This window comes from Candidatus Zixiibacteriota bacterium, assembly GCA_040756055.1.
Classification (GTDB): domain Bacteria; phylum Zixibacteria; class MSB-5A5; order GN15; family FEB-12.
This window is the reverse complement of sequence record JBFLZR010000001.1, coordinates 164,973-191,800: the sequence shown is the minus strand read 5'-3', so window position 1 is coordinate 191,800 and position 26,828 is coordinate 164,973. Positions and strand designations below refer to the sequence as shown.

The 26,828-nt window shown below is 51.3% G+C and carries 26 protein-coding genes; 14 read left to right on the top strand and 12 right to left on the bottom strand.

Going from position 1 to position 26,828, the window contains the following annotated elements; genetic code table 11:
* Positions 1 to 2: 2 nt before the first annotated feature.
* Positions 3 to 1,343: a hypothetical protein gene (locus tag AB1483_00890; protein ID MEW6411009.1), complete on the bottom strand. Its 1,341-nt coding sequence runs from the start codon at positions 1,341 to 1,343 to the stop codon at positions 3 to 5.
* Positions 1,344 to 1,676: 333 nt separating this feature from the next.
* On the opposite strand from AB1483_00890, the gene AB1483_00885 reads away from it, so the two are divergent.
* On the top strand, positions 1,677 to 2,351 hold the full coding sequence (locus AB1483_00885; GenBank protein MEW6411008.1) for a T9SS type A sorting domain-containing protein: 675 nt from the start codon (positions 1,677 to 1,679) through the stop codon (positions 2,349 to 2,351).
* Between the two features lie 10 nt (positions 2,352 to 2,361).
* Positions 2,362 to 2,736 carry a hypothetical protein gene (locus AB1483_00880; protein ID MEW6411007.1) on the top strand — a complete coding sequence of 125 codons (375 nt, stop codon included), beginning with the start codon at positions 2,362 to 2,364 and terminating at the stop codon, positions 2,734 to 2,736.
* A 201-nt stretch (positions 2,737 to 2,937) separates the two neighbouring features.
* Here the strand turns inward: AB1483_00880 and AB1483_00875 are convergent, their stop codons facing one another.
* The 5 genes from AB1483_00875 to AB1483_00855 form a co-directional block, all read right to left on the bottom strand.
* The gene (locus AB1483_00875; GenBank protein ID MEW6411006.1) at positions 2,938 to 4,065 is read right to left on the bottom strand and encodes a hypothetical protein; all 1,128 of its coding nucleotides are present in this window, start codon (positions 4,063 to 4,065) and stop codon (positions 2,938 to 2,940) included.
* An 18-nt stretch (positions 4,066 to 4,083) separates the two neighbouring features.
* The gene (locus AB1483_00870) at positions 4,084 to 5,520 is read right to left on the bottom strand and encodes an MBOAT family protein (protein MEW6411005.1); all 1,437 of its coding nucleotides are present in this window, start codon (positions 5,518 to 5,520) and stop codon (positions 4,084 to 4,086) included.
* A gap of 216 nt (positions 5,521 to 5,736) precedes the next feature.
* Positions 5,737 to 6,498 carry a GDSL-type esterase/lipase family protein gene (locus AB1483_00865; GenBank protein ID MEW6411004.1) on the bottom strand — a complete coding sequence of 254 codons (762 nt, stop codon included), beginning with the start codon at positions 6,496 to 6,498 and terminating at the stop codon, positions 5,737 to 5,739.
* The gene (locus tag AB1483_00860) at positions 6,495 to 7,535 is read right to left on the bottom strand and encodes a glycosyltransferase family 2 protein (protein MEW6411003.1); all 1,041 of its coding nucleotides are present in this window, start codon (positions 7,533 to 7,535) and stop codon (positions 6,495 to 6,497) included. The genes AB1483_00865 and AB1483_00860 overlap by 4 nt, the downstream gene beginning before the upstream one ends.
* A gap of 240 nt (positions 7,536 to 7,775) precedes the next feature.
* Positions 7,776 to 9,218, bottom strand: a complete 1,443-nt coding sequence (locus AB1483_00855) for a fibronectin type III domain-containing protein (GenBank protein ID MEW6411002.1) — start codon at positions 9,216 to 9,218, stop codon at positions 7,776 to 7,778.
* Between the two features lie 373 nt (positions 9,219 to 9,591).
* Between AB1483_00855 and AB1483_00850 the strand changes: the two genes are divergently transcribed.
* From AB1483_00850 to AB1483_00810, 9 genes are all read left to right on the top strand, one after another.
* Positions 9,592 to 10,452 carry an exosortase/archaeosortase family protein gene (locus tag AB1483_00850; GenBank protein ID MEW6411001.1) on the top strand — a complete coding sequence of 287 codons (861 nt, stop codon included), beginning with the start codon at positions 9,592 to 9,594 and terminating at the stop codon, positions 10,450 to 10,452.
* Entirely contained in the window at positions 10,422 to 11,045 is a 624-nt protein-coding gene (locus AB1483_00845) for an exosortase C-terminal domain/associated protein EpsI (protein MEW6411000.1), read from the top strand. Before AB1483_00850 ends, AB1483_00845 begins: the two co-directional genes overlap by 31 nt.
* Before the next feature lie 59 nt (positions 11,046 to 11,104).
* A complete protein-coding gene (corA, locus tag AB1483_00840; protein MEW6410999.1) occupies positions 11,105 to 12,187 on the top strand; it encodes a magnesium/cobalt transporter CorA in 1,083 nt (360 codons plus the stop codon).
* A 36-nt stretch (positions 12,188 to 12,223) separates the two neighbouring features.
* Complete coding sequence (locus AB1483_00835; protein MEW6410998.1) at positions 12,224 to 13,120, top strand: mechanosensitive ion channel family protein; 897 nt, start codon at positions 12,224 to 12,226, stop codon at positions 13,118 to 13,120.
* Positions 13,121 to 13,134: 14 nt separating this feature from the next.
* Entirely contained in the window at positions 13,135 to 14,073 is a 939-nt protein-coding gene (locus tag AB1483_00830; protein ID MEW6410997.1) for a YihY/virulence factor BrkB family protein, read from the top strand.
* Positions 14,074 to 14,247: 174 nt separating this feature from the next.
* The gene (locus AB1483_00825) at positions 14,248 to 14,520 is read left to right on the top strand and encodes a CopG family transcriptional regulator (protein ID MEW6410996.1); all 273 of its coding nucleotides are present in this window, start codon (positions 14,248 to 14,250) and stop codon (positions 14,518 to 14,520) included.
* A complete protein-coding gene (locus AB1483_00820) occupies positions 14,517 to 15,449 on the top strand; it encodes a zinc ABC transporter substrate-binding protein (protein MEW6410995.1) in 933 nt (310 codons plus the stop codon). Before AB1483_00825 ends, AB1483_00820 begins: the two co-directional genes overlap by 4 nt.
* Before the next feature lie 5 nt (positions 15,450 to 15,454).
* A complete protein-coding gene (locus AB1483_00815) occupies positions 15,455 to 16,192 on the top strand; it encodes an ABC transporter ATP-binding protein (protein MEW6410994.1) in 738 nt (245 codons plus the stop codon).
* A gap of 15 nt (positions 16,193 to 16,207) precedes the next feature.
* The gene (locus AB1483_00810; protein MEW6410993.1) at positions 16,208 to 17,053 is read left to right on the top strand and encodes a metal ABC transporter permease; all 846 of its coding nucleotides are present in this window, start codon (positions 16,208 to 16,210) and stop codon (positions 17,051 to 17,053) included.
* Between the two features lie 11 nt (positions 17,054 to 17,064).
* Here AB1483_00810 and AB1483_00805 read toward each other — a convergent pair whose 3' ends face one another.
* Both AB1483_00805 and AB1483_00800 read right to left on the bottom strand, forming a co-directional pair.
* Complete coding sequence (locus AB1483_00805; GenBank protein ID MEW6410992.1) at positions 17,065 to 17,721, bottom strand: hypothetical protein; 657 nt, start codon at positions 17,719 to 17,721, stop codon at positions 17,065 to 17,067.
* 16 nt (positions 17,722 to 17,737) lie between these two features.
* A complete protein-coding gene (locus AB1483_00800) occupies positions 17,738 to 18,163 on the bottom strand; it encodes a FlgD immunoglobulin-like domain containing protein (protein MEW6410991.1) in 426 nt (141 codons plus the stop codon).
* A gap of 178 nt (positions 18,164 to 18,341) precedes the next feature.
* On the opposite strand from AB1483_00800, the gene AB1483_00795 reads away from it, so the two are divergent.
* Positions 18,342 to 19,769: a sodium:solute symporter gene (locus tag AB1483_00795; GenBank protein MEW6410990.1), complete on the top strand. Its 1,428-nt coding sequence runs from the start codon at positions 18,342 to 18,344 to the stop codon at positions 19,767 to 19,769.
* Here AB1483_00795 and AB1483_00790 read toward each other — a convergent pair.
* From AB1483_00790 to AB1483_00775, 4 genes are all read right to left on the bottom strand, one after another.
* Entirely contained in the window at positions 19,763 to 21,067 is a 1,305-nt protein-coding gene (locus AB1483_00790; GenBank protein MEW6410989.1) for a hypothetical protein, read from the bottom strand. The genes AB1483_00795 and AB1483_00790 overlap by 7 nt on opposite strands.
* Positions 21,068 to 21,312: 245 nt before the next feature.
* Positions 21,313 to 21,768: a hypothetical protein gene (locus tag AB1483_00785; protein MEW6410988.1), complete on the bottom strand. Its 456-nt coding sequence runs from the start codon at positions 21,766 to 21,768 to the stop codon at positions 21,313 to 21,315.
* 502 nt (positions 21,769 to 22,270) lie between these two features.
* Positions 22,271 to 23,998, bottom strand: a complete 1,728-nt coding sequence (locus AB1483_00780; protein ID MEW6410987.1) for a YgiQ family radical SAM protein — start codon at positions 23,996 to 23,998, stop codon at positions 22,271 to 22,273.
* Between the two features lie 229 nt (positions 23,999 to 24,227).
* Entirely contained in the window at positions 24,228 to 24,512 is a 285-nt protein-coding gene (locus AB1483_00775; GenBank protein MEW6410986.1) for a ferritin, read from the bottom strand.
* A 175-nt stretch (positions 24,513 to 24,687) separates the two neighbouring features.
* Here AB1483_00775 and AB1483_00770 point away from each other — a divergent pair, with 175 nt between their 5' ends.
* Together AB1483_00770 and AB1483_00765 are read left to right on the top strand one after the other, a co-directional pair.
* Entirely contained in the window at positions 24,688 to 26,034 is a 1,347-nt protein-coding gene (locus AB1483_00770) for a radical SAM protein (GenBank protein ID MEW6410985.1), read from the top strand.
* A gap of 69 nt (positions 26,035 to 26,103) precedes the next feature.
* Positions 26,104 to 26,823 (top strand): protein kinase, encoded by a 720-nt coding sequence (locus tag AB1483_00765; protein MEW6410984.1) that lies wholly within the window; start codon positions 26,104 to 26,106, stop codon positions 26,821 to 26,823.
* The last annotated feature ends 5 nt before the right edge of the window (positions 26,824 to 26,828 follow it).

Here is a 26,828-nt window from a genome sequence, read left to right as displayed (position 1 = left end):
CGTCAACCCTGGTTGTACTGTTCAATGAGGTCCAGAACATCCTGCTGCGTTGCCTCGCCGCTGCGAAACTTCTGAATCATCCGGTCTATATCGAATCGAAACACCTCCGGGGCGTTGAAATCGTATACATAGGCCGCGAGCTCGTCCTCACTGGCCGTACCGAACCCCTGACTGACACAGCCGTCTATCGTCTGGCGAGTCATGTTGTTGGCAATATCATAGTCCGGATTGAAATACTGTTGCGGAAGATAACAGGGCCAGACAACATACTTGCTCATATAGTAGTCCAATGATGCCGGGTCTTCTGCCAGACCGACTGTACGGGCCTGAGTAGCCTGATCGGAGGTCCTGTCTCCCCAGCCCACCCATTCAGCCGTTGTCAGGAATATATCCGGCTTGCGGCAGAGCTTCATCCATGCACCGGCAGACTCACCGGTCGCGAACGCTCGCTGGGCCAGCGTTCCACCGTGACATCCGTCGGAATAGCAGTGCATATTACGATGGCCGTCCTGAAACTGTCCGCTAACATCTCCCTCCAGCTCGGCTATTCCCAAAAAAGACTTCGTGGCGCTGGTGATGCCAGCATAGTCTTGCTGAGCATTGATCCCGTGATTGTTGAGATTAGGTATTTTGATAAATCTCAAATTTACAGGAGCCTGTACTCCTTCCTCATACACCCCGCTGTTGAGATCTACCAGCCTGTTGGAATACGGAGACCTGATTACGGGGTGAGGCAGATAGAACAGACATCCGGTTGTGGGGGAGACCCACTCCGACCGGATCCATCCCTGACCGTCCGTAGGACTCAACAACACCGGCCACTCCGAAGGCTCATCAAGGCTCCTGCGAATTCTTATGCCGCTCACATTGGAATATCCCTGATTCTGATAAGAGAGAATCATGTCGTTGAATCCGTAAGGGCCGTTTCTCTGCAGTTCCCAGGACTCCGATGCGGTCCAATAGCCGGTCGTCGAGAACTGGGTGCATTCAGCAAAGATAATCTCACCGTCAAATCCGCCGGGCCGGTTCAGAATTAGGTCAATAAGCCCCATGCAGCAAGCACAATTCGAGCCTCCTTGGTTGGTCCACTGGCCGTTGGGGTTAATGACAACAACATCATCGTAGCCGATAAAATTCTCAATACCACCAAAGCGCATATCGATTACCTTGGCGACATTCTCAGCCGGCGATCCGTTTCGCGCCAAATATACGTAGGCCTTTGTGGCCCCAAGTGCCTTCTGCACCGACAACAATGACGAATCCAGCAAATAGCCGCCAATGACCGTACCGGTCGATATTTTGGCTACATTCTTAATGAATTTTCGCCGGGTGATGTGACTCACTATTAACTCCCTGCGTCAAATCGCACTTTGAACGCCAGTCGGTGCGACAATTCGGCCGGACACAATTGCCGCGCTGGACCTGGCTCGATGATAATACAATATATTGCATATACGCACGACAACAAGCCTATTCTGGGGTAAAAAACGGATAGATGAAGAAACTATGTCCATCTTTTCGACCCATCCAAAACCGTGCAAATCGCAGAGGAGAAAGACCTTCCAAGGGTAGAAAAATAGCCGCCAAGAAAATGGCTCGCCTTTTTCCTCTCATGGACGTATAATCAGGGTATGAAGTTACTCTGAGCCAATTCATATTCTACCGATACATTTCTTATGAATATTGCGTTTTGCCTGAAAGACAGATTAGCTCGTCACCGAAGATTCCTGATACCGCTCGGCCTGTTGCTTTTAATCCTGATGCCCGGGAGACTACTCTCCCAATCCGTCGATAGCGATGGTCATCTGTTGGTTCGGTGGGGGCCTCCTCCTTATGGTGATAATCTGGACCACTATGCGTGGTCATACAACATCAACGGCGTCAATGATTCAGTAACGGGAACTTCGTCTTCTTCTGTTACACAAGACAACTCTGTAACCCTTGAGCGGCCCGGCGATTGGGCAATATTTTCTATTAGAGCTGTGTCGGTCTATAATGACGTTTCACAGGCTGCTACCTCCGATACCGTTTCTTTTATGACGGTGGTTGGCGTTGATGATCCGCAAGGCAGTGACCCGGAGTTGTTGCCCGAAGACCTTCGGATAAAAATCTATCCGAATCCGGTCAGCAACGCGAGTATGGTACTAAGCTGGCACGTGAGCCGGTCTGACTATTATCGAATTGATATATATGATATACTTGGTAGAAAGATTAAAAACGTTCGTCGCGAGCGCATGGCGATCGGTGATTACAACATCCGCCTGGAAAAAGACCTGCCTTCGGGTGTCTATCTCGCCGTTATTGCTTCCGATAATGATCGCCGTGTCGTTAAGTTCTCCGTGCTTCGCTGATGAAGGACTGATGTTCCCTGACACCGCTAACGTAAATTGTTCTTTTCAGGTGAGCGGCGATACGCTCTGGGTGAATTTCGAAAATCTGTCGGGTACGATGATTACCGGTATGTTCTGCAGCCTGTTCGACGAGCAGCCCGCTGAAATTGTAGAGTGCCGAATTGATGGTGCCTGGATTGAGGCCCCTGAAATCGAAATCGTGTTCGGGTCGATATATGTCGACCGCTACACCACCACTTTGGTTATGGGGTCATTTGACAATAGTGCCGAGTTGAAACTCTGGCCGTTCTCGGGGGCTTTCACATTCAGCGGTTCTCATCTTTATCCGTTCTTCGGAATGACACCCGCGATAGGCCCCCCAGTAGATGTCATGTGGGTGGAATGAAGGAAACGATCCTTTTGTCTTGATTGTCCCTTCATCGCTTCAAATCAGTCCGTTTCCGATTCACTCAGACAGAGGACCCGCGCGAAAAGAATAACACTTTGGCTCGATAATTAACTAAAACCAGCGCAGACGAAATCTTCCGCGAATCAGCATATCCCTGATGGCTGCCCCATCAGGATGGAATAAAGGAGAATAACATAATCAGCGAACGAAGTTGGCGGTGATATACTTGGCTACAAGCTCCGCCGCGAGCCTGGCCCCTTCGTCGGTCAGGTGAACGTTGTCCGCAAGATGAACCGTGTCCTGAGGGATGCCCAGATATAAGTCAACAAGTCCTGTGTTCTCCTCGCGGGCAATTTGTCGGATCAGTCGGTTTCCCTGTGAACACGCGTCCATCATGCCCTCGTAGGACAGTTCTATGGCGAACCGTCGTGCTTCCATGAAGATCAAAGGATACTTATCAAGATTATGCGGATTCATCAGAAACGGATAAGTTGTAAGCACTACGTGGGTACCTCTGCTTTTCAGGTCTCGTACCACCTGTTCTATGTCCGTCTTGAACCCGGCGTAGTCTTCAGTCGGGATCCTGTCGAGAGGCGCCTGGCCCTTCAAATATCTTCGCTCCAAGTCCCGGATTTGTTTCAGGCGATTCCAGTATTGATATCGTTCCAACATCCAGTTGGGGACAAATCTCTTGACCACCTGCCAGGCTTTAGGGAGGATTCTGAAACTCGGCTTCAACGACTCTAAAGTCAGATTGTTCGACTCTTCTGGAGTTGCCTGTATTACTGAGGTCTCTGTGGTGATCGTTTCTGCGGGGGGCGCCGCTTTTTCAAATGAAGGGAAGATGACCAGGACCACAATATCCGGGTCGAGCCTATAAACATATTTCTTGAGATATTTTAGATAATGTATTCTCTTGAGTCCGACTGTCGCAGCATTGATGACGTCAAAATGTCCGGTCCGATTCAGTTGCCCGGATAATTGAGCCGGCCATTCATTGCCCGGGCTTTCGTAAAGGCCATAAGTTTCCGATGTTCCCATACAGACTATCCGCGTGGTCGTATCCGGCTTTTTTAAATCTATATCCGGACCTCGAAAACCGAGGTCATTGTGGTGCCACTTTTCGAAGCTTATATTGGGGATATTATATCTCACGCCTTCATCGTCGAAAGATCTTAGCCTTTCATCGGTATATTCTCCGAAAAACGGTGCGCCGTACTTAAGCCTGTCATCGATGCGGGCGCAAAGCTCGAGCACAATCAGAAACACAGCCGCATAGACTGTCCACGAACTTATTTTTCGAACCATCGTTCCGTTTATTGTCAACTTGTCAAGCTCTCCACTCTAAAACTGAAAGTAAATAAAGCTCTCGGCTCTGGCCGCGTAAAAAGTCAGCAGATAGAAAACAACCGCATACGCGGCGCTTTTGACGAGAGTTGGAACTTTCTGGAAGTTGGCCCATTCGTTTTTCGTAACCAGAGTGTATAAGACTTCAAACAAAACAAGCGGTAGGGCGAACTGCACTAAGGGCTTCAGCAAGGTTAAATCCGAGCGGCCCTGCCAGTACAGCAAAGCCGAAGTCATTTCCCTTATTTGAGACATCGACTCCGCCCTGAATATTATCCATCCGACACAAACGAACTGAAACATGATAAATATCTTGAGAGTCTTCTTGACTGCTGCGGGAACAACCCCCGTAAGGCCTTCAAGTTTCGAGAAGAGCGATTTCAGGAGCCTGTGCCCTATCAAAAGCGCCCCCTGATAGGCCCCCCACAACACGAAAACCCATGATGCGCCGTGCCAGAGGCCGCCAAGCAGCATCGTTAAAGAAAGATTCCTGTATGTCGCAGCGTCACCCTTCCTGTTGCCGCCAAGAGGAATGTACAGATAATCGGCTAACCACGAGGAGAGAGAAATATGCCACCGCTTCCAAAAATCGCTCGGGTTTACAGCAACATAAGGATACCTGAAATTAACCATTAGTTCGATACCCATACACTTGGCGCAGCCGCGAGCGATATCAGAGTATCCGGAGAAATCACAGTAAATTTGGAAAGCAAAAAGGTAGGCTCCGGCGATTACCTCAAAGCCGGTATGACTGGCTGAGGCGAAAATGCTGTCGACATAAGGAGCCAAATTGTCGGCGACATAGACTTTCTTAAACAACCCAAGCAGGATAAGATGCGTTCCCTCAAAGAACTGGTCCAAATTGAACTGTCTTTTGCCCAAGATACGGGGAAGCAGGTTCTTGGCCCTTTCGATCGGTCCGGCCACAAGCTGCGGAAAAAAAGCAACGTAAACGGCGAAGCCCAGCAGACTGCGGGTTGGCTTCATAATGCCACGATAGACATCAATGGTGTAACTCATGGTCTGGAACGTGTAGAACGAGATGCCCACCGGAAGGATAATATTTAAGTACAATCCCTCGGAATTTACGCCGGCCGCTCCGAGCAGGGCCGCGAAACTGTCAACAAAGAAATTGAAGTATTTGAAGAAACCGAGGATACCGAGATTGGCAAATATGCTGGTCAAAAGCCAGAATTGTTTCTTTTTTTCGCTTTTCGCCGGGCCGGCCTGATGAGCCTGTTCGATTTTTAGACCGGCGAAATAATCGATAATTGTCGAAAGGGCAATCAGCGAAAGAAATCGCCAATCCCAATAACCGTAGAAGAAATAACTGCCGACCAGCAAGAGAATATTTTGATAGCGCAGCGAAAGCAACCAGTAAAGGACAAGTATCACCGGGAAGAATATTGCGAATTCGAAGGAGTTAAAAAGCACAGGTTTTCTCGGGACAACAGGTTATAACTATTCTCTGGTTAAAAAGCTTACGGCCGCCGGTCACCCTTAGAGATTTCCGTGGCGGCAATATTATAATTTGGTCGTTTTTAGTCAATAATAAAAGCGCTTCAGAGTCAGCCGCCGCAGCCGAACCGCCGCTATCCGATAAACCCGGGCTTCGGACGGCGAAAAAATACGGACCTCTCCACACAATTGCTAATCAGATAATCCGGCGGTTACCTTGACGTTCTGTAGCGTTTTCAGTACCGCCTCGGATAGCAAGCCGTACCCCTCTTCGTTCGGTTCAACAGCGTTTGAAGCCAAATTACCTGACAGGTATCCGTTGCTGTCAGCAAGTATGCTGTAAAAATCTGCGAGCGCATATTCGTTGTCCGTGCAATATGTCCTTATCCAATCATTATAAACTTTCAGACTGTCATGCACAGAATAATCCCCGTGACCCTCCACCTCCACGTCCACGGCCGGCGGTATGACCGTGGTCAGAATCGGCTCGATCCCGTTCACCCGCGACAACTGGGCTATGAGCGATACATAGTCCTCAAGCTCCTTGACCGTGTTCTCGGGGCGGAAATTGTACGAGCTAAGCTCTATCAGCACGGCCATAGGCTCAAGCTCGATTACATCAGGTTTGAACCGCAGCAGAAACCCCGATGCCCTCTGGCCCGCAACGCCACGATTAACAGGCTCATAGTTTTCAAAATACCTCTTCAGATCCCACTTCTTAATCACCTGGGTACCAAAAAAAACAACCCGATTGCCTGCCGGTGGACTCCCCTTGAGTCTCGCATTGTCCTGCTCGAAAACCGACCGTTCCGAAAATTCGGCTGTGACATGAGTGTATTTGTCGAGAAAGTGATTTATGTGCGCCCGGTACTCGAGTGCCTTATAGGCAACGTAGAAAATACAGAGGTTGCCGATCAAAGAAAGTATAAGTACAATCTTCCATTTCCGCTTCATAGCTTCTCCTCGGGATGTCTTTCGCCATTTCTCCCAAACAGACTGCTAATGGCCTCTCGAAGGAATCCCCAGGCCAGGCCAAAATGAATAGTAACAAAAACAGCAGGCAGCACGGGCAGAAAACGCCAGTCGCACCCGGCAGAAATTGCGAAACTTGCCGTCAACAATGTCAGCAGGTAAGCCCCTGCGATGGTCGCAAATGGCACGATAGATATCCAGAACGATGCCACCAGAAGCCCGAGCAGCGTTACGAGCAGCACGGTGGGTGCCAGCATTGCGGCGGACAATGTCTCTGGGTGCTTCTGGACAAACCTGAAGCGTCCGGTGCCATATCTTTTCATCTGTTTGAACAATCCGGGAAGGCTGGTCCTGGGATAATAGTACACCGCGAGTTCAGGGGAAGTAAAGGATTTGAAGCCAGCGCTGGCGACCCGGTAATTAAAATCGAGATCTTCAGCAGCATCGAAATTCTCGTCAAAATAACCCACTCGGTCAAATATGTTCCTATGATAACTGGCTCCAGAAGAAGTGGGGTCAACATAGCTCTCTTTGACAGTGTAAATGGTGGAATCACGGCCGTGTCCGATTACCGACTTCCGCGCCAGAGATATGGCCTGCTGCATGAAATTGTTGTCAGGAGTATCCAGAAACTGTGGGCGGCTCAATACCTCGACCTTCTTTTCCCGCATAAGACGAACGGTGTTAACCAGTAACTGATCTCCGTCGATGTATACGTGGCCGTCAATATAGATAACCAATTCGCCCTTAGCCGCTCTGGCTCCAATATTGCGGCCCGCCGATGACAGTCTTACCAGGTTGTCCAATAATTTAATTCTTGAGTCCGCCGCCGACATCTCCAGCACGATCTCCCGTGTGCCATCTTCGGAGAATCCGTCGACGACAAATATTTCCAGTTTGTCAGCCGGGTAATCCTGACCGGCAATATATTCCAAGGTCCTTCTGATAAAAGGGCCTTCGTTTCGAACCGGCACCACGACGCTTATGAGTGGAAGCCGCTGGTCGTTGTTTTCAATCATATTTTCAGCAAATTGCCTGGCATGGTTTTCAGTGTTAGCCCCATGCTATAGTCCGACAAGAATCTACTGATTTATACGATGTGATGCAACCCTCACTTTACGATGTCAGATAACCCGTGCGCCTTCACGTGCCGGGAACGCGACCAGGGGTGAGACTCTCCTTAATATTGGGGAAATCGCAATAAGAAAAGGGGACGCGGCCGCGCGTCGCCGGTCCCCTGGCAAGCTATGAAACAGCAATCACTTCAACAGAACCATTTTCTTGCTTTCCGAAAATTCCTCCGCCAGAAGTCGGTAGAAATATACACCGGTTGCCGTGCTCCGACCATTATCTCCCTGCCCGTCCCAGCGCACGCTGTGATAACCGGCCGAGAGACGACCGTCGACCAGAGTAGCCACTCTCTGGCCGACGGCGTTGTACACAATAAGACTGACTTCGCACGAGACAGGAAGAGTAAAATTAATCTCAGTTGTCGGATTAAAAGGATTGGGATAATTCTGTCCAAGCGAGAATTCATCGGGCAATAAATCGGATTCATCATCGATTCCGGAAATAATAGAGAGTTTCGAAACAGCCGAGTCGATGTTGGAGATGGCAGAAGGATTACCGGCGTCATCATAGGCTATCAAAGCAATGTAATACATCTCTCCGGGATTCAGATCGCAAAGCGTGTGAGTCTGCTCCTCACCGCAGGGCAGCGGCGATGGAGGAGAAGTGCACAGGTCGGCGGAATCCCAGTTGGCTTCAGTCAAAGTAGTGAGAGAGAATCTTATTTCATAGACTGACGCCGTTCCGGTCAGGCCATCATCACCGGGCGCCGTCCAGCTAAGGTCTATCTCACCATTGGCCTCGCCCGAGGCGGCCTGAAGGTCGTCAATCTGCGACGGAGGGGTCTCGTCGCCGAGAGTTGTCGTCGTGGCTACGTTCGAAAGCCCCGACCAGTTAGGAACCTCGTCGGCCGTTTTAAGGGCGAAATAGTAGGTGGTGTTCTCTTGAAGTCCCGATACCGTAAGAGTCTCCGTGGTCCCCGCGATTTTGGGCGCCGGTTCGTTGGCTACCTGTGACGCGGCGCTCCAGGTTTCATCGGTGATAGTGCTGGTCGAATAACGAATATCGTATGTGGTGGCTGTGCCCGTGTTACCGTCGTCGCCGGGCGCTGTCCAGGACAATAAAGCGGCGTAGCGGAATCTCTCGGCAACCGCCAGGTTAGCCACGTTGGCAGGAGCATCCTGTTCAGGGTCGGTGGCGATTGTGGCCACATTTGATAGCGCCGACCAGTTAGCGACTTCGTCAGCCGCCCTAATCGCAAAATAATAGGTTGTGCCCGGATTCAACCCGGTAACCGTGAATGATTCGGACGATCCGGATGCCTGCGGTGCGGGAAGCCCCGACACCACCGTGGCCTGACCCCAGTTGGCCTCGGTGATCAGCGAAGTCGAATAACGCAAATCATACTGTGCGGCCGTGCCGACATCACCATCGTCCCCCGGAGCTGTCCAGGTCAGCGTGACCGATGTTGGAGATGCTGACGGTGCGGTGAGGGTCGCAAATGAACTGGCGGAAAAAAGAAGTAAAAGTGCTGCGAGAATAGCCCCCGGACGGGCGACGCGAGTAGCGAGTTTTGATGTGTACTTGAGATAGTCCATCGTTTTCTCCAGAGCCTCATGTTGTGTTTGTTTCAAGTTGGAATGCTTAGCAAATCGTGCACCAACTGCCTGGAAATTCTCTCAAGCCTATGTTGTGTCGTGATTTAAAGGCTCAGAATGGTCGCCGACCGGAAGCGCTCCGAGCCTCAAAACCTGTTTAGACTTTGAGCAGTGCTCAGCAATTTACCAATGTCATCCATTCCCAAAGTTTCCTCCCCGACGCTGGAATTATCGAATTTAAATCCGTTCTTTCAATGCGCAGATAGTGCGTATTTAGTCCGTAGAATGGGACCAACTCCTTGATATATCGCGCCAAAAGGCATAAGGCCACGCTCGTCATGTTTTAACTTGGATGACTGAACTCGATGTAACTATATTGGAAAGCGGCAGTAAGAGCCGGGAGAAACGAATGCGACTCGACACAGAATCTGTTTTCAAGCATCTCAAATTCTACCTTTATCCGTACACAATCCTGCTGGTGCTGCTGATGTTTTCTGTGCCGATATTGACTGATCTCGCAACGGACTGGTATCACGATGGCAACTACTCACACGGTTTCTTCATAATACCGATCTCCATCTTTCTGTTTTATCGCAAACGCCACGACATAAACCTCCCCGCCAAAACATCGCGACAGGGACTGGCGCTGTTTGTCGCCGGGTGCATCCTGCTGATATTCGGTTACGCAGCCAGCGAATTTTTCACCACCCGGTTCGGGTTGGTGATAGTCCTTTCCGGTTTTGCCTGGTATTACCTCGGCAACGAAAATTTTCGAAAGGTTTGGTTCGCGTTTTTCTTCTTAGTGTTCATGATCCCTGTCCCGGCCATCATTTATCACTCGGCAACAATTCCAATGCAGCTTTTCGCCTCCAAAGTGACGACTTCGCTTCTGCAGTTGGTGGGCATACCTGTCATGCGAAATGGCAACATCATCAACCTGCCCGGTTACAGTTTGGAAGTTGTCGAAGCGTGCAGTGGGCTGAGAAGTCTTGTGACGCTGCTGGCATTAGCGGCCCTGTATGCTTATTTCCGCCTGCCCGGCAAGGTTCTTCCGGTGGTGTTGTTCGTGGCGGCAATACCCATCGCCATTGTCACCAACGTCTTCCGCGTGTTTACGGCCGCTTTTGGCGCGTATGCCATCAGCAAAGAGGTAGCTGAAGATTTTATACACGAGATTTCGGGGCTTTTTGTCTTTTTCACGGCTCTTGTTATCATGGTAATTCTGGGGAATATTCTGATATGGATAAGAAATCGTTTGCGGCGATCCTGATAATTCTGGTTCTGACCTTCACCATCGCGCTTGTTATCAAGTACCATCGCCCCGCCTCGGCCGGGAACGTCAATTTCGATAACTTCCCGCTTACGATTGGCCCGTGGCAGGGAGAAAGAGATGAAGTCTCGCAGCCCGTTCTGGAGATGCTGAATCCGGTTGATATTTTTTCCGCTACATATACAAATCCCGATGGCATCCAGATTCACCTTTTGTTCGACTTCTTTTCTTCCGAGGCAACTTTCGGCGGACCCCACTCGCCCCGCAATTGTCTGCCGGGAGCGGGATGGGTGGTGCAGCAAACCGAAGACAACAAAATTCCCCTTGACCACCGGACAATACCGGCGGGCAGATTTGACCTGCAATACGGAGCGACCAGAAGGATTATGGACTTTTGGTATGTCACCAACTTCGGTGAGACAGCAAATGACTACACTTTCAAACTTCACCTGCTGGCGAGCGCCCTGACATTCAAGCCGCGCGATGTTGCTTTCGTGAGATTCATTGCCGGTGATGACCCCGCCAGTCTGAAAGCCCTCGAACAATTTCAGGCCTTGGCTGTTAAAGAAATATATAGGTATCTTCCGTTTTAGAATTGATCCGCCCGGGCGGCTTACATCGCCGCCTCCAAACAGCGCAGGGAGAAAACGATATGCCCAGAAGAAGCAAACGAGCCCACAAGAAACTGGGGCTCAAACCAGGCAGCGTCGTTTATGTCGGCGAAGAAAGAGCGGATAAAGTGGAAATCTCCGTAATCGACTTCACCGAAACTGAGCTTACGACAAGAAAAGTCGGCAGGGTCGAAGATTGTTTCCCGTATAAAGACAGCCCCACAACCACCTGGATCAATATCAGCGGCATTCACGATGTCGACGTGGTCGAGAAACTCGGTAACCACTTTGGTCTGCACCCGCTGATGCTCGAAGATATCGTGAACTCCGGACATCGTCCGAAAATGGAACAGACCGAAAATATGATTTTCGTGGTTTTAAAAATGCTCTATCTCAAATCGGACAACCACGAAATAATCTCCGAGCAGGTCAGTGTTGTCTTCGGTAAAAACTTCGTTATCTCCTTTCAGGAGCGACCCGGCGATGTTTTCGGGCCGGTCAGGGAGCGTTTGGAAAAGACGGTGCCGCGCGTAAGATTCATGGGCGCTGATTATCTGGCGTACGCTCTTATCGACGCCGTCGTGGACCATTATTTTGTGGTGCTCGAAGCTACCGGCGAAAGGGTTGAAGACCTCGAAGAAGAACTGGTTACCAATCCTGTTTCGAGGCACCTCGATGTAATTCACAGCCTCAAGCGCGACCTGGTGGATATTCGCAAAGCGGTCTGGCCGCTGCGTGAAGTAGTCGGCGGACTTGACCGCACCGAAACATCGCTGATACACGATTATACAAAAGTGTATCTCAGAGATCTCTACGAACATACCATACAGGTAATCGATACGGTCGAGACCTATCGTGACATGGTTTCGGGATTGCTCGATGTTTACCTGTCAAGCGTGAGTAACCGCATGAACGAGGTGATGAAAGTCCTCACGATCATCGCCACGATCTTTATCCCCTTGGGATTTCTGGCAGGTGTCTACGGCATGAATTTCGACACTTCAATCAGTCCATTTAATCTTCCGGAGCTGGGGATGCGCTACGGTTATCCCCTCTTCTGGCTGGCCGTGCTGATGGTCGGCGGCGGACTATACTGGTTTTTCCGCCGCAGACACTGGCTGTGAGGAAAATTGTTAATCTGACAACGAAAGGAGCATAAAATGGATATACAGGCATTATTGGACAGGACGCTGGCCTGGCTGACCACGAGCGGATTGCGTGTAATCCTGGTTGTCATTCTGGCGCTCGTCGCGCTGAGAGTAAGCCGGTGGCTGTCACGGCGTTTGCTCGCGCCAATCATCGGCACCGATCCCGACGTTGAAACGCAAAAAAGAGCTGATACCCTGGCCTCGCTGATTCGTTACGCTCTGACAGTCGCTATTCTGTCCGTTGCGCTGATGATGGTACTGGGTGAGTTTGGCATCGAACTCGGGCCGATCCTGGCCGCGGCCGGTATCGTCGGTCTGGCTGTCGGTTTCGGAGCCCAGCAACTGGTACAGGATGTTATCAGCGGGTTTTTTATCCTGATGGAAGATCAGATTCGGGTTGGTGATGTTGTCAATATCGCCGGAAAGGGAGGCCTCGTAGAAAAGGTCACTCTGCGTGCCACCGTACTCAGAGACCTCGCCGGCAATGTTCATTATGTCCGCAACGGCCAAATCGATGTTGTCACCAATATGACCAAGGAATACTCCCAGTACGTCTTCGATATCGGCGTCGCCTACCGCGAAGATATTGATGAAGTCGTCGAGCTGATCAAGCAGGTCGATGATGACTTGCGGGCGGATAAGGAGTTCAGTGACGATATCCTCGAACCGATCGAGATTCTCGGCCTCGACCAGTTTGCTGATTCGGCTGTCATAATAAAGGCCCGTACCAAGACCAAACCCATCAAGCAGTGGCGAATCGGCCGCGAATTCAACCGAAGACTCAAGAAGATTTTCGACGAGAAAGGTATCGAGATCCCGTTTCCGCACGTTACGCTCTACATGGGAGAGGATAAACAAGGGCAGGCGCCTCCACTGCGCGTTGTCACATCGGGTAAAAAAGAAGCCTGAGCATAGGGCAGATAGTGAAAAACTACCTTCGGCAAATTCGCGAAAATCGGGTCTGGAGGTCCATCGGCAGTTTCCTGGCGCATTACGTCGGCGGCATCTACCACCGGGTAGAGGAACACCATGTCTTTCTGCTCGCGGGGGGGCTAGCGTTCTCCATGTTCGTCAGCATTGTCCCCCTGGTGCTGATAGTCTTCTCGGTCCTTGGCTCGGTTCTCGATAGCCCCTCGATTGCCGATGAAATAAACATCTTTATCGACCGCCTGATTCCCTATGAAAGTTATGCCGAATTTGTCAAAGAGGCGGTGTTCTCACGGGTTGACGAGTTCGTGCGATACAAGAACGTCGCGGGTATTATCGGTATTTTCGGTCTGCTGTTCGCCTCGAGCACTCTTTTCAGCAGCATGCGGACCATTCTTGACAGGGTCTACAAGATCAGGGGAGATTATTCGATACTATTGGGCAAACTGCGCGATTTCGGACTCATTGTGCTGGTTTTGGTCTATTTCGTTGTCTCCACGACGGTCATTTCCGCCTGGGAAGTCGTCAAGGAACTTGCCGAACGCTCGGATATTCTCCAGGGCCTACAGCTCGCTGGAAGCGAAGGTATGTTTATGGGTATCGTGAGCTTCGTGCTCATCCTGGTGGGTTTCAGCATCATATACTACGCCGTACCTTATCGCAAACCGCCCAAGAGAGTGGTCATCATAAGCGCCCTTTCTGCGGCGATACTTTGGGAACTGGCCAAACAGCTCTTTGGGTTTTATATCACTCACTTCGTTATGCTCAAGCAGGTTTACGGCGCCTATGTGCTCATGATAGTGGTCGCGTTCTGGATCTACTACACTTCGATCGTATTCATCATCGGCGCCGAAATAGGCCAACTCTTTCGCGAACGACGAGCACTAAAAGCCAAACAGCTTGAAGACCAAGATATCCATCCCTCGCATCATTGACTGCGGCCCCGTCGTAAGCACAAGCCTTATAGTGTGTTATCCCCGACGGTCGGTGTTAAAAAAGGCCAACTATATTGCTTTACCTTACGTATTCTTCTTGACAGACAGGTAATACAAAGTAATAATTACCGCAAAACCAAAAACCCGATTCGCTTGTAGAGAGTTTATGTCGTTATGAAAAAGAAATCGGAGATTATAACGTTTAAAGTCGATGACTCCCTATTGACGGCTCTGGAAGGTATCCCGAATCGCTCCAGCTTTATCAGATCGGCTGTGCTGGCGGCTCTGGATAGCACCTGCCCCCTGTGTGCCGGAAGCGGGATATTGAGCCCCAACCAGAGACAGCACTGGGAACAGTTTCTCAAGCGACATGCCGTAGAAAAGTGTTCCGACTGCGAGGAATTTCATATCGTGTGCGCGCATGAGAGGGAGGGGGCAAAACGGTGACCCGAATCCGAACAAGATTGATGTATGGACATGTTCTGCTCTATACGTTCGTTCTGCTGGCGCTCCTGGTTGCTCCGTCGGCGATAGCGAAGGTGAAGGCGTTTGTCAGCATTGCACCCCAGGGTTATTTCGTATCGGAGATAGGCAGAGACCTCGTCGATGTTGAAATACTTGTTCCCCCGGCGCAATCGCCCGCGACCTACGAGCCCACTCCGCAGCAACTATCCCGCATGGCAACTGCCGATGTTCTCTTCACTGCCGGCGTGCCGTTTGAGAGTCGATTGATTGATAAAATCGAGGATGAGTTCAAGGACCTTGAAATTGTCGAAACCCACCGCGAGATCCGGCTCCGTCCCATCGAACATCATGACGATAGCGACCACGGCCATGAAGGAATACTGGACCCGCATGTCTGGCTGGATCCCAAACTTGCCGCGATCGAGGCAAGAACCATAGCCGAGGCATTGAGTGTCATCGACACCGTCAATTCGCTGATCTATGCCGACCACCTGGAGAATCTATTGGAGCGCATGGATTCGGTTGACAATATCGTGCGCGGCATACTCGCACCGCTGCGGGGTCGAACGATGTTCGTTTTCCATCCTGCCTACGGTTATTTCTGCGATGCCTACGGTCTCAGGCAGGTCGCTATCGAAACGGGCGGCAAGGAACCGTCGGCAAGGCAACTTGCCGCTATCGTCGAACAGGCGCGCAAGGATAGAGTTGACGTTGTTTTTGTTCAGCCCCAATTTTCGAAGCGGCAGGCTGAATCGGTTGGCCAGGCTATCGGAGCGACGATGGTTACCCTGGATCCGCTCTCGGGCGATTATCTGAATAATCTGGTAGATATGGCGCGCAAGATAGTACAGGCGCTCGGCAATCCCGACAGTCAGATTCCTGGTGACAGCACCAAAACAGAAGAACTCTAGGAAATATGGCCGCAAAAGATGTCATTAACCTCAAGGGTGTTTTTTTCGCCTACAACTCCAAGCCGGTGCTGGAGAACGTGAATCTTATCGTGGGAGAAAGGGATTTCGTATGGGTAGTCGGTCCCAACGGCGGCGGAAAGACCACCCTGATCAAGCTCATCCTGGGGCTGCTGAAGCCGAAGCGCGGCACGATTGCGGTCTTCGGCGAATCGGCTGAGTCGGCCCGAAGGCGTATTGGTTATATGCCACAGCAGGCGCACTTGGACCTGAATTTCCCTGTCACCGCTATCGATATTGCCATGATGGGCAGACTTAATCAAGGCATCAAACCCGGTTCACTTTCATCATCGGACCGGGCTATCGCACGGGAGGCTCTGCGTCTGGTGGGGTTGGAAGCAGCTGCCGATGTTCCCCTCAAGGAGTTGTCCGGCGGTCAGCAGAGGCGCTTGCTTATCGCCCGCGCGCTGGCCTGTGAACCCGAGTTGTTGCTTCTCGATGAGCCTACCGCCAACCTCGACCGCCGCGTTGAGCGAGAACTGTTCGACCTGCTCAAGCAACTCAATCAGCGTCTGACAGTTATCATGGTTTCGCACGATCCCGCGTTCGTTTCGGATTTTGTCGAGCAGGTAGTCTGTGTCAACAGAACTGTGGCGGTTCATCCCACCACCGACCGCGACAAGGAATTTCTCGGCGAACTCTATGGCGATGGCCTTAGAATGGTTCGCCATGATAAGCACACCTAGGGAGAACATTAGACGATGTCGGACTTCATCTACGCGGTTTTGCATCACTCCTTCATGTTCAACGCCCTGCTGACCGGGGTTCTGGCGAGCGTCGCCTGCGGGGTGGTAGGTACTTATGTCGTCTCCCGGCGCATCACGTACATAGCCGGCGGTATCGCCCACAGTGTTCTGGGAGGACTCGGCTTCGCCCGATATCTTGCCACCGTATACGACTGGTCGTGGCTCAGCCCGCTTCATGGGGCAATCGTGGCGGCCCTGCTGGCGTCGATGGTTATAGGATGGGTGAGTCTTAAAGCAAGAGAGCGCGAAGACACCGTTATCGGCGCTATCTGGGCCATTGGTATGGCTATCGGCGTTATCTTCATCTCCATGACACCCGGCTACAATGTCGACCTGATGACCTACCTGTTTGGTAATATTCTGTTGGTCACCGGTCATGACCTGATGCTTATTGCCATACTCGATGGGGTCATAGTTCTGACCGTGGCGCTGTTTTACAACAAGTTTCTCGCGGTGTGTTTCGATGAAGAGTTCGCCCGCATCCGCGGTATCAACACGGAATTTTTCTACCTGCTGCTGCTGGGGCTGACGGGACTGACGGTTGTGATTCTGGTCGATGTAGTGGGTATTGTGATGGTTATCGCGCTGCTCACTTTGCCGGCAGCCATCGCCGGTCACTTCACGCGTACTCTCTGGCAGACAATGTGGGTAGCGACAGTGCTGAGCATACTTTTTACGACATTTGGATTAGCCATAAGTTACAGCCCCGACCTTCCGGCCGGGGCTACCATAATCATCTTCGCGGGAATTGTCTATCTGGGTGTGGCCCTGGGCAAACGTGTTCTTCGCCCTCACCACTGAAGCGGATGTTCTTAAAACCTGATTCCCAGGCTTCCTCCGAAGTTGAAACCGCCGGTATCGCCTAAATCGCCGGTGGTGACATCTCCGAAGAAATGCCTGTCATAGGTTACTCTGGCACCGAAATACCACTTACCAGCCAGCTTGAGATCTGCGCCGAGCATTAATAGGCCGTATGCCGAGGCTTCGCTTTGGTGGCCAACGAATGCATATGAAGGATTTCCGTACTGGTCTAACCGGTATGAATCCAGGCTGATCTTTCGGAAGCTGAGTCCCAAGCCACCACCTGAAAACAGCCGCATACTTTGGCTTTTCGCGAAGTTATACGTAATCACAGGCGTGATGGTAAAATCCCGATATCCCAACTTTACAATAGAGTAGTCTTCATAATCGCTGAGCTGAACCCGGGACACGCGTACGCCCCACCCAATCTTTTGGCTCAGACTGTGCTCGTATCTTATCGCAAATGTCACTCCGCTCCCGTAGAGGTCTCTGAAAATGTCGCGACGAGGTAGGTTGAAACTACTCTGAATTTCCAAGGTGCTACGCCGATCCTGTCCCTGCGAAACATCGACTGCTTCTGCGCCAGTCGCACTCTGGGTTAGCAGAGCAATGGCCATAGGAAGAAGGCCGCTGGATGCCAAACGTCTCACTTTGTCCCAAAATTTCATACTCACCATCCTTCCCTCACTCATCTGGTGTGATTCCCCACGGGAACGGCATCCACATTGAAAACCGCTCAGCATCTAAGTGATATAGATATATTGCATTGCCGAGTTCTTCACCATCATCGTTAGTGCCGTCCCACAGTAGTGTGTGGGTGCCCGCTACCATTTCACCATCCCAGAGCGTTCTCACGTGATAGCCCGTTGCGTTTGTCACCTCGAAAAACACATAACTTGCCACCGGCAGATCAAATTCGACTCCAGACAGGGGGCAAGTGCCGGTGTAGTCGGTTGTAATGGTGAGTTTGAAATTGTCACCGCCGCTTCCATCAGTAAACGCTATCTCCGGACCGAATAGTTCTTCAGAGGATGAACAGCCGATGAAGGCGAGAACCAAAGGTATTATCAAAAAGCCGCAGAAGAATCCCGTACATACTCCGAAACGCATAAAGACCTCCCGACAAGAAGAGTGGATTGGATGATATATTTAAATATATTATCCTTAATTACTTGCGTCAACTCGAAACGAGCCAATCGACTGCTAAATACTTGTTTTATTCAGCCGCAGATAATAGATTACTCCGTCAATGAAGAGACGAACAACTTAGTCATATTGTGGAGACTTCATGGAACTCAAAATAGCCGTTATAAGCGCTTTCGCGCTGATGATCATAATCGTCGGCGTTCTCGGTATGCGTAAAACCAAGTCGTTTGCCGACTTTTTCCTCGGCGGACGCAGTGTCGGTCCGTGGATGACCGCCTTCACTTACGGAACGGCCTACTTCTCGGCGGTGCTCTTTATCGGCTTCGCCGGCAAAGTGGGGTGGGGATTCGGATACTCCAGCCTCTGGATAGCTGCCGGCAATGCCGCGATTGGCGTCTTTCTGGTCTGGCGGCTTCTGGGAGCGCGTATCAGACAGATGTCGATTGACTACGATGTTCACACCATGCCGGAGTATTTCGAAAAGCGTTATGACAGCAAATTCTTCAAACTGTTTTCGTCCATCTGCATTTTCGTCTTTTTCGTGCCGTACACTGCCGCCGTTTTTATGGGTTTGTCATACCTGTTTCGCTCGACCTTCAATATGGATTACACTATGGCGCTTCTGTTCATGGGAGTTTTCACTGCCATCTATCTCGTATTGGGTGGTTACAAGTCGATGACCATGATCGATGTCGCTTTTGGGATAATCATGGCGCTTGGTGTTGTCGTCCTGCTTTATAGCACCATCGACGTTGGCGGGGGGTTGGCCAATATCACCGCCGGAATGAAGAAGATCAACCCCGGGCTGGTCGGTATTGTTGGGCCGCCCGGATGGTGGCCGCTGTTCAGTCTGGTGTTTCTGACCAGTGTCGCGACGCTGGCTATGCCCCAACTGGTGCAGAAATTCTACGCCATCAAAGACAACCGCTCCATTCGTGTCGGTATGTTTGCTTCAACGTTTTTTGCGGTCCTGATAACCGGCATCGGCTATTTCACCGGCGCTACGACGCGATTTTTCCTCTCGCCGGAGAACGCCCCGGCCGCATTCGAAGACGGCCAGCCTATTTTTGATGCTCTCATGCCGGAACTTCTTGAAAGCGTCATACCCGAAGCGCTCTCGGTGCTGATCCTGCTGCTGATTCTGGCGGCTTCGATGTCCACCCTCGCGGCGCTCGTGCTCATTTCCAGCTCATCCATCGCGAAAGATTTTTATGCCGGGTTTATCAATCCAAAAGTGTCCGACCGTAATCTTACTCTCCTGATGCGCATATGCAGCGCGGTCTTCGTGCTGTTTTCGGTAATCGTGGCCTATTTCAAGCCGGCAACGATTGTAGCGGTGCTGGGGATATCCTGGGGGGCTATCGGATCGGTCTTTCTCGGTCCGTTTATCTGGGGACTGTTTACCAAACGCGCCAATAAAATAGGCGCTATCACCTCATCGGTAATAGCGCTCACAGTGTGTTTGTATCTCTATATCGATGGTATGCAATCACCGCAAGCCGGCACTATCGGCATGATGGTGTCGCTGGCGCTAACCCCAATTGTGAGTCTGGTCACGCCATCTCACTGAACGGCCAGCATCAACTGAAATCTCAGCCAGTTGGCCGGATCGGTGTTGTCGATATAGTAGTCGCCGGCAATGAAATGTTCCCAGACCACGTGGCCGGACAAATAGTCGTTGATCGTGTATGTCAACTTGCCAATGAGCATTTCTCCACGATTATTACCATCGCCGTGAAGCATATACGAAAGCGCCGCCACCTGCGGGGCCATCAGGTGCTGGTATTCAAACCGGAAATTGACTCTGTCCATCGGCTCGAATTCCACGCGGCCGAACAGCGAGGCATAGTTGCTCCAGTAAGCAACGCCGTACTCCGGAACGAGAGTGTAAATAAATGACTCGCTCCACTTGGGCCAGCGCCCGAGCATCGGCTCCCAGCCCTCCCAATCTTCGGTTTCAGGATCATCGCCGCTCAAGTAAACACCGCCCGCTGTAAGCTTCTTGGGCAGGTACTTCATCCAGCCGGTATTGTAGTCGGCATAAGCATAACCGCCCATAGCTTTGCGGTCGATGTTGCCATAAGTGCCGAATTCATAGGCGCCCTCGCCAGTCACAGAAAGCTGAGGTGTAAGGGGAGTAGTGATCCGTGCTCCGATCGTATTTATCCCGGATTCAGTGAGCTGGTTGTCGACCGCCACGATATTCTTGCGGATATAATAGGCCTGCACGTTGCCCTTGCCAACATCGCGTGAAAGATATGCTCCGAAGCCTTCTTCGTCCTGTTCGACCAGATCTTTTTCCTGATCATTAATCAGCGGGAGATAATCCTCCTGTCGGGGCTGGTAAAGGTAAAACAGTGAAAGCGTCCCCTGCGGGCAGGGTTTGATATCGAGTCGGGCGGCGTTGAAATATGCCGAACGGGAACCATCAAGCGGTCCGCCATCGAGCACCACAAACCCTTCGCCGAATTTGATATCCTGCCGCCCGACAGTCAGAGCGAAACGTCCTTTGGTCCAGCGGCCGTACAATTGATCGACAAAAATCTCGTTCCACGTGAACTCTGTGTTTTCCGGAACGAAGTAGTGCCTGAATTCGTTGGTCAGCTTAAGACCCAGTTCGAACTGATTAAGCGCGAAATACTGGCCCATGATACTGGTGCGGTGACGGGTGAAGCTTGTAGCCGACTCCGATGCGTCGGTCAAATTGACGGAATTATCCCAGCTTACCAGACGAAAACGCTCGCTGAAGCTGAGTCTGAAATTGGGATGAATATTCCCCTTTGGTGAGTCTTCACCAGCGACGACTGAAGTGAAAATCATGAGCGTCACTATGGAGAATGCCAAATATCTCTTGAACCTGCTAAACACCTTGGGTGTCCTTTCTATGATGTTAAAATCGAGGCGAAGGTACAATGCGCTCAGGTGGTTGTCAACCGAATAGGGGGATGATTTCGGGTTGTATGGTAACCAATTAGGAAGCCGAGAGTTGTTGCGTCACTCTCGGCTTATTTTGAATCAGATTGTCTGATGTCTCGCCAAAAGATATTCACCGGGAATATCCCTCACTCTTTGGCGCGCCTCACCGGATTCTCAGGTGAAGAACGACGGTTTACTCAGTCAAATGCCTCCAGCTTCATGCCGTGGGCCTCTATTTCGATATAATCGAAACCGGCAAACGGGAAGGTCGCGGTCTCGACATCGCTGGTGCCGTCAAACCAGCCGGACACCATGACAGAGACTCCGCCATAAAGATTCCTGTCGATGCAGTATTGGCGAATGACCGCGCGATCGAAATAGGCGGTAACCACACCGGTGGTGTCGTTCTGGACGGCCATGTAAGCGCTGACGACGAAATTGCTGTTCATGTAGAAGTTGGCTTCGTAGTTGGTCAGAGCATACTGCATCGGAAGGACGGCCTTGATTTCGACTCTCACAGGCTCTGTCACGCCTTCGGAATTCAAATTCAGGTTCTGCGGGTAGACTTTGATGTCAGCGCTGAAAGCCGACGCTGCCATGGCAAGCAGACCAAAGCAGATAACCGCTACCACCCATGACTTTCTCGTAAACATTGTTGACTCTCCTCCAAAGAGGTTAAAAGGTTAAGAGGGGAAGGTAATTACGGCTCTTGAGCCGATTAAAAGTGCGACACGATCTTCCGTCAGCCAGAGCAGGATTGCTCTGTGACAATGTCATCAAGAAAAGTGATAGGTGATGTGCGTTGTCCGTGCTCTCTTCAAAACAATCAAGCTGCTATGGCTTGTGAGGGAGATTGTTTCGCTAATTTACTTCCATTCCTTCAATGTACTGCGTTGTTGTATTCTTTGTGCCCTGTACTTTTTTTGAGCAAGCCGCATGCCATTTGTGGACCGATTGGTTTACGTTAAGTCAGCTAACGGATTAGCCCGATTGCCCGGGAGGCCCGGACCGCAGAGCCGTGTACCGCGAGGTGCAAACCCTAAGTCTTTGCCCCCGATAGTACAAGAATCATGGATAAAACTGGGTACGTACAATACCCTATGCAGTAAAGCCTACAGAATTAGTCCGCTTACCCTTTAAGTAATCCGCACCGGATCATTCAACGCGCTTTTTTCGTGTCCTTTTGCCGGTTGGTGTCTTGCGAGTGACAATGTCCTTCTGGCGAGCCTTGGCTCGGAGGTCCTTTTCAACAAATATCCGCTTTCCCGTAAACGGGTCGCGCTCCGTGTAGTACATAAGAGCCGAGTATGTCGATGGCAGCGGTGTGAAAACCTGTACCTGCTCGGGATTTATCTTCAGTTTTTCCGATGTAAACTTCTTGAGCCGCTTCATGTCGTCATCGGTGCATCCCGGATGAGCCGCTATCAGGTAATATGTCAGATACTGTTTCTTGCCGGTATTTTTTGAAGACTCCCCGAACATCCGGTTAAAACGCAAAAGCGATTTTTTGTCCGGCTTGCCCATCAGTCTTAGAATCTTGTCTTCCGTGTGCTCGGGCGCGACTTTCAGTTGTCCCGATGTGTGCTGACTGACGAGCCGGTCAAGATACTTGCGCCCGAACTTTTTATCTTCAAGCACCAGATCGTAGCGAATCCCCGATGCTACAAACACCCTTTTAACACCCCTGATTTCGCTCAAACGCTGAAGCAACTTCATCTGCGAGCTGTGGTCTGGCTTCATCACCGGGCAGAGAGCGGGGAAGAGGCAGCGGTTATCATCGCAGCAACCCTGCTTGAGTTTCTTGCGGCACTCGAAACCGTACATGTTCGCAGTTGGCCCGCCAACATCGCTGATTATCCCCTTGAACTCCGGATGATTCTTGAACTTTTCGGCTTCTCGCGCGATCGAATTTTCGGAGCGCCAGGTCACAGTCTGTCCCTGGTGGACCGCTATCGAGCAGAAACCGCACTCACCGTAACATCCGCGATGACTCGTGAGCGAAAACCGGATAGTCTCCAGCGCTTTTACCTTGCCGTCTTTTCGGTAGAACGGATGAAGGTCGCGCGCGAAATCCATCTCATAGATCTCATCGAGTTCATCTTGCGTCAGGTGCTCCGCGGGCGGATTCTGCACCAGATACCTCGTATCGGTTAACTGGCACAACCCTTTTGCGGTTATCGGATCGTTGTTCCTATAGAACGCATGAAACATTTCCGTGAATTTGGATTTCGAACTCTGTACGTCATCAAATGATGGCAATTGGATGTAGCCTTCGGGGCATTCATTGGAGATATGGCACAAACCCCGGAGATCGCGCCAGTCCTTGCCGCCGCGGATCGAGTTAGCCAGCTCGAATGTAGCTTTCTCGGCCATGCCATAAAGGAGCCCATCGGCTTTGGCATCGAATAGAATCGACCTGCGGATCGAGTCCGACCAGTAATCAAAGTGCGCGATTCTTCTCAGGCTGGCCTCCACCCCTCCGAGAACAATCGGAGCGGTATTTTTGAAATGTTTGCGGATGAGATTGCTGTAGACGATCACGGCGCGGTCGGGACGACGGTTGTTAACGTCGCCGGGGGTGAAGTCATCGGATTTTCTTCGCTTCTTGACCGCCGTGTAATTGGCCACCATGGAATCTACCGATCCGCCGCTAACACCCCAGAAAAGCCGGGGTTGGCCGAGCCGGGTGATGTCTTTGTCGGATGAAATGTCGGGTTGCGCGATTACGCCCACCCGGTAGCCGTGTTTGACGAGGTATCTGCCGATAATGGCCACGCCGATATAGGGCGAATCGATATAGCTGTCACCCGTTATCAGAATGATATCGAGCTGATCCCATCCGAGCCTTTTCAGCTCATGTTTTGTCGTCGGCAGAAAATCCATAGTCTATCGTTTATACGTCACCATAGCATTTGACATAGTGTCTCAAATATATGGGATACTTCTCAGCTTTTGAATCCTTTTGTCACCTGTCCCCCAGAACTCCTTCATGTTCCTACTCGGGCAAAGTAAAGCGCACGGCGGGCATTTGATCCATCAAACGCTTTGGTGCGCGTCAATTATCGACGGTCTAGCGGTATGGCGAGTCCGTCTTCGAATCTGCCGTCCAAGATCAATGGCTGAGTGATTTCTCTGTGAACAGCCAGTCCTTGAGCTCTTTGTTGAAAGATGGATCCCGGCGGCGAATCCACTCCAGAATCATCGCGGCGTGCTCTTTCTCTTCGTCGCGGTTGTGCGCCAGAATTTTCTTCAGGTCATCATCCTTACAGGTATCGACCCGCTGCTGGTAAAGGTCCACTGCCTCCAGCTCTTCGATCAGCGACGCGATCGCCCGGTGAAGTTCGCGGGTTTCATAGCTCAGCTCGCTTAGGGGTTCGGCAACTGCTGTTTGCCCCATAGGTATTCTCCTTTCGACTTCATGACAGAGTCTTTGATAGATTCCGATTTACTGAGGGCAATATGTCAAAGGCTGACCGGTGTGTCAACTTTGAAGACCGCCGCCCTCAAAGGCTGGAACGGAATCTGCCGATTAATGTAAAACCCTTAACAAAACCAGATTGTGGGAGTCTTTATTGAAGATCAAGCTTATTTCGCCCAGGATGAGCCTGCGGCCAATGGACTCGGAGTACAAACGCCTCCTGTCACCATCGATATCGCTTTTGATACTGGCAGGACTTACCCCCGATGAGCACGAAGTCTATATCGAAGATGAAAACGCGGGGGAAATCAACTTCGACGATAATCCCGATCTGGTAGGCATAACGGTCAACGTCGATACATCGAAGCGCGCCTACGAAATTTCCCGGCGCTATCGCGAAAAGAAAATACCGGTGGTCCTCGGGGGGATACATCCGAGCGCCTGCCCCGACGAAGCCGGCCGGCATGCCGACACGATTTGCATCGGAGAGGCGGAGCAGGTGTGGGGCAAAATCATCGAAGATGCTCAGGATGGTAAGCTCAACAAAATGTATTACTGTGAGAAACCGGCCAATCTTTCTTCGACACCCATTCCGAAATGGGCGCTGCTGGACACCTCGCGATACCTGTATACATGTATAGTCTGTGCCAGTCGAAGTTGCCCGTTCAGTTGCGAGTTCTGCTACAACAGTTGCCGCTATGTGCATCATCAGTATCGCAACCGTCCGGTCGAGAACGTGGTGGAGGAAATACACAAGCTGGGGACGCGCCAGGTGATGTTTATCGACGACAACTTCATCGGCAACCCCGATTGGACGCGCGAATTCGTAAAGGCGATAAAACCCTTGAACCTTACCTGGCACGCCGCCGTGTCGACCACCATCGGGCAACATCTCGACCTGCTCGACCAGATGCAGGCATCGGGCTGCAAAAGCCTCTTTATCGGTTTTGAGACACTCAACGGCGACTCGATATCCAGCGTCAACAAAAAGCAGAACAAGGTAGAGACCTACGACAGGTTGATTGATGAAATCCACTCCCGGAGGATAATGATCAACGCCAGCCTGGCGTTCGGATTCGACCACGATAAACCCGATGTGTTCAAGCAAACCCTCGACTGGCTGGTCGCAAACCGGATCGAAACCATGACCGGGCACATCCTCACGCCATACCCTGGAACTGTTCTCTACGAACGCCTGCATAGCGAAGGGAGGATAATCGACTATGATTACACGCACTATAACACGGCTCATGTGGTATTCAAACCGGCGCAGATGACTTCGCAGCAGCTATATGAGGGTTACCTCTGGATATATGACCGGTTCTACTCGCTGGAGAACATTCTCAAACGTATGCCGCTCGACCGTCGGCAGAGGATTCCGTATTTCCTGTTCAACTTCGGATACCGCAAATTCGGCAAAATTACCTCCAGAGTGGCTGAGTTCGGACTGATGAACTGGTTTGGTCGTTTGGCCCGACGTCTGGCCTATGGGATTGACTGAGCAGGTTGCCGGGATGAGACCAAAATTACTTGCTGAATCCTGCCGGTGTGATATTATATTCCGTTAACTATGACTAAGCCAAAATTCGATCTCGTGCCGGGCCACACTCTTGGACCCAATTACTATATCGTCAGCTTTCTGGGAAGCGGCTGGGAAGGTGAGGTATATAAAGTCGAGGAGCGTAAGACCGCTATTATCCGGGCGGCGAAGCTCTTTTATCCTCACCGCAATGTCCGCCAGCAGGCGCTTCTGCGTTATGCCCGCAAACTCCACAAACTTCGCGCCTGCCCGATAATCACCCAGTATCACCATCGCGGGTTTGGCCGCGTCGGGCGCGAGCAGGTCGATTTCTTGGTGTCCGATCTGGCCGAAGGGGAGATGCTCTCCACGTTTCTGGAGCGTCAGAAAAAGAAACGCCTGCCCGAGTTCGAAGCGCTTCATCTGCTGTATGCCCTGGCGGTCGGCATGGAACCGGTTCATTATATGGGCGAATATCACGGCGACATTCATTCGGATAACATCATGGTCAGCAGGCGGGGGATGGGATTTGATGTGCACCTTCTGGACTTCTTCAGCCTCAGCCGGTCGATACGCGAGAAGGTCCAGTGGGATGTTTTCGATATGATCAATGTTCTCTACGAGATGATTGGCGGCGATGACGGTTATCGTAAAGCCGGCCCGGCCATAAGACACATAATCAAGGGCCGCAAACACAGTTTGATCCGGCAGGAGTTCAAGACCGCCGGGCAGCTTCGGCTCGGCCTCGAAAATCTAAGCTGGGATGCTTAGAGCCA

Bases quoted from the DNA above. Each gene is read 5' to 3' on its own strand.
- AB1483_00800 (MEW6410991.1), bottom strand. From the start codon at position 18,163: ATGCGTTTCGGAGTATGTACGGGATTCTTCTGCGGCTTTTTGATAATA.
- AB1483_00845 (MEW6411000.1), top strand. From the start codon at position 10,422: ATGGATAAGAAATCGTTTGCGGCGATCCTGATAATTCTGGTTCTGACC.
- corA (MEW6410999.1), top strand. From the start codon at position 11,105: ATGCCCAGAAGAAGCAAACGAGCCCACAAGAAACTGGGGCTCAAACCA.
- AB1483_00865 (MEW6411004.1), bottom strand. From the start codon at position 6,498: ATGAAGCGGAAATGGAAGATTGTACTTATACTTTCTTTGATCGGCAAC.
- AB1483_00780 (MEW6410987.1), bottom strand. From the start codon at position 23,998: ATGGATTTTCTGCCGACGACAAAACATGAGCTGAAAAGGCTCGGATGG.
- AB1483_00795 (MEW6410990.1), top strand. From the start codon at position 18,342: ATGGAACTCAAAATAGCCGTTATAAGCGCTTTCGCGCTGATGATCATA.
- AB1483_00775 (MEW6410986.1), bottom strand. From the start codon at position 24,512: ATGGGGCAAACAGCAGTTGCCGAACCCCTAAGCGAGCTGAGCTATGAA.
- AB1483_00825 (MEW6410996.1), top strand. From the start codon at position 14,248: ATGAAAAAGAAATCGGAGATTATAACGTTTAAAGTCGATGACTCCCTA.
- AB1483_00805 (MEW6410992.1), bottom strand. From the start codon at position 17,721: ATGAAATTTTGGGACAAAGTGAGACGTTTGGCATCCAGCGGCCTTCTT.
- AB1483_00880 (MEW6411007.1), top strand. From the start codon at position 2,362: ATGTTCCCTGACACCGCTAACGTAAATTGTTCTTTTCAGGTGAGCGGC.
- AB1483_00850 (MEW6411001.1), top strand. From the start codon at position 9,592: ATGCGACTCGACACAGAATCTGTTTTCAAGCATCTCAAATTCTACCTT.
- AB1483_00785 (MEW6410988.1), bottom strand. From the start codon at position 21,768: ATGTTTACGAGAAAGTCATGGGTGGTAGCGGTTATCTGCTTTGGTCTG.
- AB1483_00835 (MEW6410998.1), top strand. From the start codon at position 12,224: ATGGATATACAGGCATTATTGGACAGGACGCTGGCCTGGCTGACCACG.
- AB1483_00765 (MEW6410984.1), top strand. From the start codon at position 26,104: ATGACTAAGCCAAAATTCGATCTCGTGCCGGGCCACACTCTTGGACCC.
- AB1483_00810 (MEW6410993.1), top strand. From the start codon at position 16,208: ATGTCGGACTTCATCTACGCGGTTTTGCATCACTCCTTCATGTTCAAC.
- AB1483_00815 (MEW6410994.1), top strand. From the start codon at position 15,455: ATGGCCGCAAAAGATGTCATTAACCTCAAGGGTGTTTTTTTCGCCTAC.
- AB1483_00860 (MEW6411003.1), bottom strand. From the start codon at position 7,535: ATGATTGAAAACAACGACCAGCGGCTTCCACTCATAAGCGTCGTGGTG.
- AB1483_00885 (MEW6411008.1), top strand. From the start codon at position 1,677: ATGAATATTGCGTTTTGCCTGAAAGACAGATTAGCTCGTCACCGAAGA.